At 71.8% G+C, this 11,882-nt stretch carries 10 protein-coding genes; 4 read left to right on the plus strand and 6 right to left on the minus strand.

Annotated features, from left to right (window positions below; genetic code table 11):
- Nucleotides 1–256 precede the first annotated feature (256 nt).
- Nucleotides 257–631, minus strand: a complete 375-nt coding sequence (locus tag D3273_RS12110; RefSeq protein ID WP_129226860.1) for an Ivy family c-type lysozyme inhibitor — start codon at nt 629–631, stop codon at nt 257–259.
- A 9-nt stretch (nt 632–640) separates the two neighbouring features.
- Nucleotides 641–1,153 carry an Ivy family c-type lysozyme inhibitor gene (locus tag D3273_RS12115; protein ID WP_129226861.1) on the minus strand — a complete coding sequence of 171 codons (513 nt, stop codon included), beginning with the start codon at nt 1,151–1,153 and terminating at the stop codon, nt 641–643.
- Between the two features lie 142 nt (nt 1,154–1,295).
- Between D3273_RS12115 and D3273_RS12120 the strand changes: the two genes are divergently transcribed.
- Entirely contained in the window at nt 1,296–1,931 is a 636-nt protein-coding gene (locus tag D3273_RS12120; RefSeq protein ID WP_129226863.1) for a hypothetical protein, read from the plus strand.
- A 6-nt stretch (nt 1,932–1,937) separates the two neighbouring features.
- Here D3273_RS12120 and thiL read toward each other — a convergent pair whose 3' ends face one another.
- The 3 genes from thiL to D3273_RS12135 form a co-directional block, all read right to left on the minus strand.
- Nucleotides 1,938–2,912 carry a thiamine-phosphate kinase gene (gene thiL / locus D3273_RS12125; protein ID WP_129226865.1) on the minus strand — a complete coding sequence of 325 codons (975 nt, stop codon included), beginning with the start codon at nt 2,910–2,912 and terminating at the stop codon, nt 1,938–1,940.
- Nucleotides 2,909–6,358 carry a DNA polymerase III subunit alpha gene (gene dnaE / locus D3273_RS12130; protein ID WP_129226867.1) on the minus strand — a complete coding sequence of 1,150 codons (3,450 nt, stop codon included), beginning with the start codon at nt 6,356–6,358 and terminating at the stop codon, nt 2,909–2,911. Before dnaE ends, thiL begins: the two co-directional genes overlap by 4 nt.
- A 353-nt stretch (nt 6,359–6,711) precedes the next feature.
- Nucleotides 6,712–6,984, minus strand: coding sequence for a GCG_CRPN prefix-to-repeats domain-containing protein (locus D3273_RS12135; protein ID WP_129226869.1), 273 nt, complete (start codon nt 6,982–6,984; stop codon nt 6,712–6,714).
- 314 nt (nt 6,985–7,298) lie between these two features.
- Between D3273_RS12135 and D3273_RS12140 the strand changes: the two genes are divergently transcribed.
- Together D3273_RS12140 and D3273_RS12145 are read left to right on the plus strand one after the other, a co-directional pair.
- A complete protein-coding gene (locus tag D3273_RS12140) occupies nt 7,299–8,432 on the plus strand; it encodes a ceramide glucosyltransferase (RefSeq protein WP_129226871.1) in 1,134 nt (377 codons plus the stop codon).
- A 5-nt stretch (nt 8,433–8,437) separates the two neighbouring features.
- Nucleotides 8,438–8,941, plus strand: coding sequence for a cupin (locus D3273_RS12145; RefSeq protein WP_129226873.1), 504 nt, complete (start codon nt 8,438–8,440; stop codon nt 8,939–8,941).
- A gap of 46 nt (nt 8,942–8,987) precedes the next feature.
- On the opposite strand, the gene D3273_RS12150 is transcribed toward D3273_RS12145, so the two are convergent.
- Complete coding sequence (locus D3273_RS12150) at nt 8,988–10,409, minus strand: class II 3-deoxy-7-phosphoheptulonate synthase (protein WP_129226875.1); 1,422 nt, start codon at nt 10,407–10,409, stop codon at nt 8,988–8,990.
- A gap of 257 nt (nt 10,410–10,666) precedes the next feature.
- On the opposite strand from D3273_RS12150, the gene D3273_RS12155 reads away from it, so the two are divergent.
- The gene (locus tag D3273_RS12155) at nt 10,667–11,863 is read left to right on the plus strand and encodes an MFS transporter (RefSeq protein WP_129226877.1); all 1,197 of its coding nucleotides are present in this window, start codon (nt 10,667–10,669) and stop codon (nt 11,861–11,863) included.
- Nucleotides 11,864–11,882 lie beyond the last annotated feature (19 nt).

Genomic DNA, 11,882 nt, shown 5'->3' on the forward strand with positions numbered 1-11,882 from the left:
TCGCCGACACCAAGGCAGTGAGATCCATCACGACCCGCCAATGGGCGGTGTGTCAACAATTCTGACGTTTGGTATAATCGATGCCTTCGCGGTCACGGGCGCCTCCGCGCTGGCCGGGACTGCCTTCGAGATCTACGCCCGCATGCTCACGGCCGCGGACAGCGGCGGGTGTGGAGGCGGCGGGGGAGGAGGAGGAGGAGGTGGAGGCTGTGGGGGATGCGGAGGGAGCTGACCCACCCGCCCGCACGACGTTCGATCATTTCGGAGCGGCTGGCGACGCATCCACAGGTGCACCAGCCGGGACGGGAGCCGTCCGCGCTGCCTCGGCCAGCGCCTCGGCCTGCGCCCCCTTCGGGTCGCCGAGCATCACCGGCGCCTTGCCGCCGTCGACGAGCGCTGCCCACACCCGGGCACCCCGCGGTGCCCACAGCACGTCGAGCCTGTCTGTGGCGCAGGACGCACCCACCTTGCACACGCGGTCGAGCCGGTAGGGCGTGCCGGCGACGTCGACGGTCCGCATCGGTCCCGCCGCGCCGGCGCCCTGCACCGCGATAGCCTTGACCCAATCCGGGGCGGCCTTCGCCTTCACGAGGCGGGTGAAGTTGCCTTTGTAGGGTTGAAGCGGCAGCAGGTCGAAGAGTTAGGGGGCCGGCTCGGCGACGCGCGCCGTGGCGGCCGGGGGTTGGAGCGACGTCGGCGGCGCGACGGGGCTCGTCGCCGGGGTCGCGGGGGCGACCGCGGCCGTCGGCGGGACGGAGCCCGACACCGCCTGGAGTTCACGGGCCTGCGCGCCCTTAGGGTCGCCGAGCAGGACGGGCGGCTTCCCGTCCTCGACCAGCGCCGCCCACACCTTCGCGCCGCGCGGCGCCCACAGCACGTCGAGCGTGTTGCCCGCGCAGGCGCCGACCTTGCACACGCGGTCGAGCCGGTAGGCCGTGCCGCCGACGTCGACCGCCTTCGTCGGGCCGGCGGTGCCGGCACCCTGTGCCGCGATGGCCTTCACCCAGTCCGGCACGTCCTTCCCCTTCACGAGGCGGGCGAAGTTGCCCTTGTAGGGCTGCAGCGCCAGAGCGTCGAAGATGTAGGTGTCGGGCTCGGCGGCCTGCGCCGCGGAGGACAGGCCGACGATGAGCGCGAGCGCTGCGAATCGCATGGGGGACGGGTTCCGGGACGCGTGACGACCGCGCGAGTGTCGCCGCGCGGGCGTCGTGCGGCAAGCCCGGGCGGGAGAGCCGGCCTTGCGCGGCGGCGATGATGCGGGCAAACCTGCGCGCCGACGCGCCGGAGTGCCCCGAATGTTCCGCCATCTGGTCCCGCTCGCCGTCGTCGGCGCCGCCCTGGGCTTCGCCTCGGCCGCGATGGCGGCGGACGCGCCGCTGCCGACCTTCGTCGCCGTGCCGCCCCCCTCGGCGCTGCTCCCCGCCGGCTCGGCTTCCGCGGCCGTCACCGCGCCTCTGGCCGAGCCGGCATCGCCCTGGCACGGCCTCTACGTCGGCACGGAAGTGTTCGGCGTCGGCGGCCGCGGGGTCAGGGGCGGCTTCGGCGGCGACGTCTACGGCGGCTACGAGCGCCTGCTCGAAAACGGGATGCTGGTCGGTGTCCAGGGCGCGACCGGTTACGCGCCGTCGATCCTCGGCCGACCGGGCCTGCGCGGCTTCGACTTCGGCGAAGCCAGCGCCCAGGTGGCCTACCCCATGGGCCGGCTCACGCCCTTCCTGTCAGCCGGTGTGGTCGTCGCCCGGCCCGTCACGGGCAACAACCTGGCCGGCACCAGCCGTGACGGCATCAACGAGCTGATGAACGGGTCCGGCGACCTCTACGCCGCGCCGCGGGTCGGCGCCGGCGTCGCTTATGCGCTGACGCCCAACACTTCCGTGTCGCTCGGGGTGTCGGTGGGCCGGGGGGTGGCGTCGGGGGCCGGATTCCCCTGAGGCCGGTCAGAAATGGCTGAAGGCGCCGCGAGCGAAGTCGACCGCCCCGCCGTCGCGGCCCCGGAAGGCCACGCCCTCGCCCTCGCCGACCCGTCCGACCTCCGCGACGGGCACGCCGGCCGCCGCGGACGCGGCCTCGAAGGCCCGCGCCTCGGCGTCGGGAACGCTGGCCAGGATCTCGTAATCGTCGCCGCCCGTCACGGCGACCTCGAACCCCGACGCGTCGTCCCGGATGAAGCGGCGGGCAGCCTCCGACAGCGGCACCGCCCCGAGGTCGACCGTGGCGGCCACGCCCGACGCCCGCATCATCTTGCGCAGGTCGCCCACGAAGCCGTCCGACACGTCCATGGCGCCGGACGCGTGGCGGCGCAGGGCGGCGCGCAGGGCCAGGCGGGGCCGGGGGTGGAGGTAGCGGTCGAGCAGATGCGCCTGGCCTTCGGGCGCCCCCCGGCCGGCGAGGCGCAGCTTCAGCCCGAGCGCGGCGTCGCCGATCGTCCCCGACACGTAGAGCCGATCGCCCGGCCCCGCGCCCGTGCGCGGCACCATGCGCCCCGCCGGCACCGCGCCGAAAGCCGTGATGGACAGGGTGAGCGGGCCGCCCGCCCTGACGGTGTCGCCGCCGAGCAGCGGGCAGCCGTGGGCGGCGGCGGCTTCGCCGAGCCCGCGGGCGAAGCACCCCATCCAGTCCGCCGTCCACCCGGCGGGCAGCGCCAGCGCGAGGGTGAAGCCGAGCGGGTCGGCGCCCTTCGCGGCGAGGTCGGACAGGTTCACCGCCAGCGCCTTCAGGGCGATGCCGGCCGGCGGGTCGTCGGCGAAGAAGTGGCCGCCCGCCACCAGCGCGTCCACCGTCACCACGAGGTCGTGTCCTGCCGGCGGCGCGATCACGGCGGCGTCGTCGCGCAGGCCGAGTCCGCCCGGCCCCGCGATGGGGGCGAAGAAGCGAGCGATGAGCCCGTCCTCGTCGAGCGGCGCCGCGGTCACAGGTTCTCGACCTGCGTCACCCCGGCCAGCACGCGCAGCGCGTTGGCGACCTCGGGCGACACGGCGTAGCGGTCGCGCAGGCGCACCTCGACCTCGCGTTTGCCGCCGTCCGACGGCACCAGGAAGGACACTTCGCCGTCGCCGCGGCGCCCCAGCGCGCCGAGGATGCCCGGGATGGGCCCGGAATCGCGGAGGTGGATGCGCAGGCCCTTGCCGATCCGGCAGGCCGCCTGTTCCAGCCCCTCGGCCTTGACGATGCGGACACGCACCTCGTCGCCCTCCGCCGACGCCTGCACGTCGAGCAGCACCGCGTTGCCCTTCTCGAACAGGTCGCGGTAGGTGTTCAGCGTTTCCTGGAACATAATGGCCTCGTACTGGCCCGTCGGGTCCGACAGGTTGACGATGCCGATCTTGTTGCCGGACTTGGTGCGCCGCTCCTGGCGGTCGAGCACGGTGGCGGCGAGCCGCGCGCCGCTCTTTCCCGCTTTCACGTCCCGGGCGAAGTTCGCCCACCGCTCCACCTTGAGGCGGTCGAGCACGCGGCCGTAATCGTCGAGCGGGTGCCCGGACAGGAAGAAGCCGATGGCGTCGAACTCGCGCTTCAGGCGCTGCGCCGCGGGCCAGGACTTCGTGCGGTCGAGCCGCAGAGACGGGGCCTCGTCGCCGCCGCCGAACAGCGCGCTCTGCCCGGCCTGCCGCTCGCCGTGGATGCGGTTGGCTTCCGCCATCATGGATTCGATGCCGCCGAACACCACCGCGCGGTCGGGTTCGAGCTCGTCGAAACCGCCGGCCGCAGCCAGGCTTTCCAGCACCTTCTTGTTGACCTCGCGCGGGTTGATGCGGGCTGCGAAGTCGCCCAGCGACGAGAAGGGCTTCGCCCCGCGCGCCCGCACGATCGCCGCCACCTGTCCCTCGCCCGCTCCCTTCACGGCGCTGAGCGCATAGCGGATGGTGCGCTTCTCTGCGTTCACCTCGAAGTCGACGCCCGACAGGTTCACGGACGGCGGCTCGACGGTGATCTTCAGCCGCTGCGCTTCCTGGCGGAATTCGGAAAGCTTGTCCGTGTTGGCCTTGTCGAGCGTCATCGACGCCGCCAGGAATTCGACCGGATAGTTCGCCTTAAGATAGGCGGTCTGGTAGGAGATCAGCGCGTAGGCGGCGGCGTGGCTCTTGTTGAAGCCGTAGTCGGCGAACTTGGCGAGCAGGTCGAAGATTTCGTCGGCCTTGGCGCGCGGGATGTCGTTGCTGACCGCGCCCTCGACGAAGCGCTCGCGCTGCGCGTCCATCTCGGACTTGATCTTCTTGCCCATGGCGCGGCGCAGCATGTCGGCCTCGCCCAGCGAGTAGCCCGACAGGGTTTGGGCAGCCTGCATCACCTGTTCCTGGTAGATGATGACGCCGAACGTCTCTTTCAGCACGGGTTCCAGCTTCGGGTGCGGGTATTCCGGCACCTCCTCGCCGAGCTTGCGGGCGCAGTAGACCGGGATGTTGGCCATGGGGCCGGGCCGGTACAGCGCCACCAGGGCGATGATGTCCTCCAGCCGGTCGCATTTCATCTCGGCCAGCGCCTTGCGCATGCCCACCGATTCCACCTGGAACACGCCCACCGTTTCGCCCCGGCCCAGCATGGCGTAGGATGGGCCGTCGTCGAGCGGGATGGACGAGATGTCGACCGCGATGCCGCGCTGCTTCATCAGCTTCAGGCAGGTGTCGATCACCGTGAGGGTCTTCAGGCCGAGGAAGTCGAACTTCACCAGGCCCGCGGGCTCGACCCATTTCATGTTGAACTGGGTCGCCGGCATGTCGGACTTGGGGTCCTTGTAGAGCGGCACCAGCTCGTGCAGCGGGCGGTCACCGATGACGATGCCGGCGGCGTGGGTCGAGGCGTTGGAATACAGCCCCTCGAGCTTGCGCGAGATGCCCAGCAGCTTCTCGACCTTCTCGTCCTCGGCGGCGGCCTCCTGCAAGCGCGGCTCGCCCTCGATCGCCTGGTCGAGCGTCACGGGGTTGGCCGGGTTCTGCGGCACCAGCTTGGCCAGCTTGTCGACCTGGCCGAGCGGCATCTCCAGCACGCGGCCGACGTTGCGCAGCACGCCGCGGGCCAGGAACGAGCCGAAGGTGACGATCTGCGCCACGCGGTCGACCCCGTAGCGGTGGCGCACGTATTGGATCACCTCTTCGCGCCGCGTTTGGCAGAAGTCGACGTCGAAGTCGGGCATCGAGATGCGTTCAGGGTTGAGGAACCGCTCGAACAGCAGCGCGAACCGCATCGGGTCGATGTCGGTGATGGTCAGCGCGTAGGCGACCAGCGAGCCCGCGCCCGAGCCGCGGCCCGGCCCGACCGGGATGTCGTGGGCCTTCGCCCATTTGATGAAGTCCGACACGATCAGGAAGTAGCCGGGGAACTTCATGCGCGAGATGATGTCGAGTTCGAAGGCCAGGCGCTTCTCGTAGTCCTCGTCCGAGAAACCGGGCGCGGGGCCGTGGGCCGCGAGCCGCGCCGCGAGGCCGACGATCGACTGTTCGCGCAGCGCCGTTTCGGCGTCGAGCACCGTGCCGTCCTGGCTCGTGTAGTTGGGCAGGATGGGCTTGCGGGTGCGCGGGCGATAGGAGCAGCGGCGCGCGATCTCCACCGTGTTGGCGGTGGCCTCCGGCAGGTCTGCGAACAGCTTCAGCATCTCGGCGCGCGTGCGGAACCGGTGCTCGGGCGACAGCTGGCGCCGGTCCGGCGTGCCGAGCACCTGCCCTTCGGCGATGCAGATCAGCGCGTCGTGGGCCTCGTGGTCGGCGACGGCGGCGAAGAAGGGCTCGTTGGTGGCGACGAGGCGCAGGCCCTTGTCGTAGGCGAGCGCGACGAGGTGGGATTCGAGGCGCCGCTCCTCGGGCAGCCCGTGGCGCTGCAGCTCGACATACACGTTCGACGGCCCGAACGCGGCCACCAGCCGGTCGACCCGCGCCGCCGCGGCCTCGGGCTTGTTGGCCGCCAGCACGCGGTCCACCGCCCCGTTGGGTCCGCCGGTGAGCAGCAGGAGCCCTTCGGTGCCGCCGAGCAGGCGGTCGAAGGCGATGTGGGGCTCGTCGCCGGGCTCGGGCCGGGTGAAGGCCTCGGACGCGAGGCGCATGATGTTGGTGTAGCCCGCCTCCGTGCAGGCCAGGATCACCACCGAGCCGCGGGCATTGCGGGCGACGTCGCGGCCGAACAGGGCGCCGTCGCCGAAGTCCACCGTCAACTGGATCCCGGTGATGGGCTGCACGCCCTCCTTGGACAGCTTTTCCGAGAATTCGAGGGCGCCGAACAGGTTGTTCGTGTCGGTGATGGCGAGCGCCGGCATCTCGTCGGCCACCGCCAGCTTGGTCAGCTTGGCGATCGTCAGCGCGCCTTCGCGCAGGGAGAACGAGGTGTGGACGTGGAGGTGGACGAAGCCGGGCCCGGGGGTCGTCGTCATGGTCCAGGCTCCTCGTCGGTCGGGGGCGATCCATGACTCCGCCCGGCACCGGAGTCGAGTCGTCCCGGTTCGGCCGAAGCCGCGGGGCTCGGCCGGTCGGCGCCGGGGGCGGGCTCACCAGCGCGCCATCAGGGCGACGAAGCCCAGGAAGGCGGCGAGAAACGCGAGTTCGATCGCGTCGGCGGCCAAGCGTCGCAACATGGATGGTCCCTCCTGCCGAGATCGGCGGAGGCAGTTTCGTTCCTGTTTTGTTCCAGGTCAAATGCCCTATGGACGGCGGGGTGGCCGTCGTCCGACAGGGTTAACGGGACCTTGCGGGGCCCGGCGGAAACGCTCCGCCGGGCGGGCGGCCGTCAGCGGCAGACGCGGTGCGGCAGCGGCAGCAGCACGGTGCGGCAGATCACCGGGCGGCGCACGAAGGGCCGAACGAACGGCCGCCCGACGAAGCGGTTCGGGCGGCAGCCGAGGAACGGGCCGCGGTGGAAGCCGGGGCCGCAGCCGCCGGCCACGAGGGTCATGCCGGCGTCGGCCGAGGCCGCGGGGGCGATCGGCATGGCTTCCGCGCCGAGCGGCAGGGCCGCGAACAGGGCCGCGGCGGCGGCGGCCAGCTTGATGGTCTTGCTCATGGGGTCACCCTCTTCCACGTCGTGGGCCGGCGCGGCAGGGGGCCGCGCGGTCCGGCGTTCGTAGCGCGGAAAATCTGCACGCCGAATGAACGATCCCCGCCGCACTGCCGCCCGATCGCCGCCACGGACGGTCGTCGTTTCGTCGCAGGCTGCGTATTTTCGAGGCGACATCCCGGCAAAGGCCCGCCGAAACCGGGTCGCCGCCTGGACTCGCCGCCTCGATTCGGGCAGGCAAAGCTTGAACGATGACCGGCATGCGACGCGCCGCCGGCCGCTGGACGAGCCGCCCCCGGCGGATGGAAGAAGGGTCGATCATGACGGTAGCCGAATGTGCGGCGGGCTTCTCCGTCCTGATGACGGGCGCGCAGCTTTTCAGCACCGGCGTCGCGGCCGTCCGATGCCGCAAGATTCCGCAGCCCTTCCCGGTCCCCGACCCGGCTCCCCCCGTCAGCCTGATGCGCCCGGTGCGCGGCATGGACAATTTCGAGGAGGAAACGCTGCGCTCCTCCTTCCTCCTCGACTACCCCGACTACGAGCTCATCTTCTGCTGCGAGGAAGCCGATGATCCCGTCCTGCCGCTGATCCGCCGCTTGATCGCCGCCCACCCCGGCGTGCCCAGCCGCGTCCTCATCGGCCGCGACGACATCAGCGCCAATCCCAAGCTCAACAACTGCGTCAAGGGCTGGCACGGCGCGGCCCACGACTGGATCATCATGGCGGATTCCAACGTCCTGATGCCGCACGACTACATCCAGCGCCTGCTGAAGCGCTACACCAAGGACACCGGCCTCGTGTGCTCGACGCCGATCGGCTCGCGCCCGCAGAGCTTCTGGGCCGAGGTGGAATGCGGCTTCCTCAACACGCTGCAGGCCCGCTGGCAGTATGCCGCGGAAGCCATCGGCTTCGGCTTCGCGCAGGGCAAGTCGATGCTGTGGCACAAGCCCGTGCTGGAGGGCCACGGCTCCATCGAGGCGCTCGGGCTCGAGATCGCCGAGGACGCCGCCGCCACCAAGCTCGTCCGGCGCCAGGGGCTGCGGGTCGGCCTGGCCGACAACCCGTTCGAGCAGCCGCTGGGCGTGAGGAGCTTCGCGGAGGTTTGGGGGCGGCAGTTGCGCTGGGCGCGCCTGCGGCGGGTGACGTTCCTGCCCTTCTTCCTGCTGGAAGTCTTCACCGGCTGCGTGTTCCCGTCGCTCGCCGCCGCCTTCGCGGCTTCGGTCTACGGCTACGATGCCGCGCCGGTCGGCGTGCTGGTGGCGGCGCTGTGGATGGCGGCTGAGGCCGTGCTGGCCTGGTCGGCCGGCTGGCGCATGACCTGGGCGTCGCCCTTCGTGTGGCTGTTCCGCGACTGCATGCTGCCCGTCCTGTTCACAACGGCGCTGCTCACCGACGACTTCGTGTGGCGCGGCAACGCCATGACGGTCAAGGAAGAGCCCGCCAAGGTCGGCTGACCGCCGTGGCGGACGCGCTGCATTTCGCGCCCTCGGGCCGCGTCCCCAACAGCGCTCTGCCGGTCCTCGTCCATCGCGGCGCGCTGGCGCCCGACGCCCCTGCGCAAGCACACGAAGCGTTGTTCATGCGGCACGGCTGGACCGGCGCGTGGCGAAACGGCGTCTACCCCTTCCACCACTTCCATGCGACCGCGCACGAGGTGCTCGGGATCTGCGGCGGGCGCGCCACGCTGCGCCTCGGCGGCGAAGGCGGGCGGGACGTCGCGGTCGCGGCGGGCGACGTGCTGGTGCTGCCGGCCGGAACGGGGCACCGGCGCGTCGGCGCCAGCGAGGGCTTCGGCGTGGTCGGCGCCTATCCGGACGGCTGCGCCTGGGACCTGATCCGCGCCGACGGGGCGACCGAGGACGACCTGCGACGGGCCGTGGCCGCCATCGCGGCGGTGCCCGTGCCCGCCCGCGATCCTGTCACGGGCGACCCGATGGCCGGGATCTGGCGCCGCCCGTCGTGACGGCAGGACCGTTCCGACGGGCGGGCTGAGCCGACGCCCCCCGGGCTCATTCGGCGGCGTCGGCCCGGGACAGCATGGTCCGCCCCTGGCGGCCGGCCTTCAGCAGTTCCGCCACCAGGAAGGCCACCTCGATCGACTGCTCGGCGTTGAGCCGCGGGTCGCAGTAGGTGTGATAGCGGTCGTGCAGGTCGGTGTCGGTGATGGCGCGCGCGCCGCCGGTGCATTCCGTGACGTTCTTGCCGGTCATCTCGAGGTGGACGCCCCCGGGATGGGTCCCTTCGGCGGCGTGGACGGCGAAGAAGGTGCGGATCTCGCCCATGATGCGGTCGAACGGCCGGGTCTTGTAGCCGCTCGACGCCTTCACGGTGTTGCCGTGCATGGGATCGCAGGACCACACGACCGTGCGGCCCTCGCGCTCCACCGCGCGGATCAGGGCCGGCAGGTGGTCGCCCGCCTTGTCGGCGCCGAAGCGGCAGATCAGCGTCAGGCGGCCGGCCTCGTCGGCGGGGTTGAGCAGATCTATCAGCTTGAGGAGGCCGTCGCCCGTCATGGTCGGCCCGCACTTCAGGCCGATCGGGTTCTTGACGCCGCGGAAGAACTCGACGTGGGCGCCGTCCGGCTGGCGCGTCCGGTCGCCGATCCAGATCATGTGGCCCGAGGTGGCGTAATGGTCGCCGCTCGTCGAATCGACGCGGGTCATCGCCTGCTCGTAGCCGAGCAGCAGCGCCTCATGCGAGGTGTAGAAATCCGTTTGGCGCAGCTCCGGATGGTGTTCGGCGTCGAGGCCGATGGCGCGCATGAACTCCAGGCTTTCGGTCATCCTGTCCGCCACCGCGCCGTAGCGCGACGAGGCCGGGCTGTCGGCGACGAAGCCGAGCATCCAGCGATGCGCGTTCTCGAGGTTGGCGTAGCCGCCGCCCGCGAAGGCGCGCAGCAGGTTCAGCGTCGCGGCGGACTGGCGGTAGGCGTCGAGCTGGCGCTGCGGGTCGGGCACGCGGGACGCGGCATCGAAGGCGATGCCGTTGATGATGTCGCCGCGGTAGCTCGGCAGCTCGACGCCGTCGACCGTTTCGGTCGGGGCCGAGCGGGGCTTGGCGAACTGGCCCGCGATGCGGCCGACCTTCACCACCGGCACCGCGCCGGCGAAGGTCAGCACGAGGGCCATCTGGAGGAACACGCGGAACGAGTCGCGGATCGTGTCGGCGGCGTGCTCGGCGAAGGCTTCGGCGCAGTCCCCGCCCTGCAACAGGAAGGCCTCGCCCCGGGCGACCTGGCCCAGCGTGCGCTTCAGCTTGCGGGCTTCCCCGGCGAAGACCAGCGGCGGGAAGCCGGCGATCTGCCGCTCCACGGCCTCGAGGCTCGCCGCATCCGGGTAGACGGGGGACTGCTCGACCGGCTTCGACCGCCAGCTCGACGGCGTCCAGTTCGCGCGGGCCGCGCCTTCGAACAGCTTGCGATCCTGTGCCATGCTTCCACTCCCCGCGGCGCCGTTCCTTCGCGCCGACGGCCCTTCATGCGCTCGTGAGGTCGCGCTTATACACCGGCGCGGGCCGGGGTCCACAGCCGGGCTGCCGCCGCGCCCGCGCCTCGAAAGCAACACGGCCCCACGGATCGCGGCCGGATGTCGGAATTTGCACCCGGCAACACGTTTCCGCCGCCTTGAAGCGCGCAGGACATCGTCGCCCCGCCGGCCCCCGGCCGCGCCCTCCCTGCCCCGCAAGGCCGATGCCCGCCGCCGTCTCGTCCATCACCGCCCTCCTGTCCTCCGTGCTGGTGCTGATCGCCGGCAACGGGCTGATCAACACGCTCGTGCCGCTGCGCGCCAAGCTGGAAGGCTTTCCGGACCTCGCCATCGGCCTGCTGGGGTCCGGCTACTTCGCCGGCATGCTGGCGGGGACGCTGGCGGCGCCGGCCCTCATCGCCCGCGCGGGCTACATCCGCGCCTTCTCGGCCTTCGTGGCCGGCGCCGTCGTGGTGTCGCTGGTGTACCCGATGGCGGTCCAGCCCGCCGTCTGGGTCGGGCTGCGCTACGCCATCGGCTTCCTGTTCTCCGGTTTCTACGCCGTGATCGAGGCGTGGTTGAGCGACAAGTCGAGCGACGCCGACCGCGGGCGCGTCTACGCGCTCTACCAGGTCGTCAGTTACGGCGCGACGGCCGCCGGCCAGGAGATCCTGGCCTTCGTGGACCCGCGCTCCGCCGCGCTGTTCTCCGTCACGGCCGGGCTCTTCGCCCTCGCCATGCTGCCCATGGCCTTCACCCAGGCCGAGCCGCCTCCCAAGCCGCGGACGGTCAGCCTGCGCCTGCCCTGGCTCTGGGCCACGGCCCCGGTGGCGGCCGTCGCGTCCTTCGCGATCGGCTGCGCCAACGGCTCGTTCTGGGCGCTGGTGCCGGTCTACGGGCTGAGCCTCGGCCTGGACGCCGGGCGCGTCGCGGGCTTCATCACCGCCGTCATCGTCGGCACCGCGCTGGCGCTGTACCCCGTGGGCCGCCTGTCGGACCGCGCCGACCGGCGCATCGTGCTGATCGGCTTCGCGGGGGTCGGCGCGCTGGCCGAGGTGGCGCTGGCGCTAGGATCCGCCCTGCCCTACGGCATGGTGTGCGCGCTGGGCTTCGCGGTCGGCACCACCACCATGGTGCTCTACACGCTGGCGGTCAGCCACGCCAACGACCGCGCCGGGCCCCTGCACGCCGTCACGGTGTCGTCGGGCATGCTCTTCCTGTATTGCGCCGGCGCCATCCTGGCGCCCGTGCTGGCCTCGGTCCTGATGGCCCGCTTCGGCTCCACGGCGCTGTTCTGGCAGAACGGCGCCACCCACGCCGCCCTGGCGGTCTTCGCGCTGTGGCGCGTCGGCGTGCGTCGCCGGGGCACGGCGCTGCGGCGCACGCCGACGCTGGGCGAGATCGAACCCGGGCGCGGCTGAGAGGCTTCGCCCGGCGGGC

This window comes from Lichenibacterium minor (assembly GCF_004137685.1).
GTDB lineage: Bacteria > Pseudomonadota > Alphaproteobacteria > Rhizobiales > Beijerinckiaceae > Lichenihabitans > Lichenihabitans minor.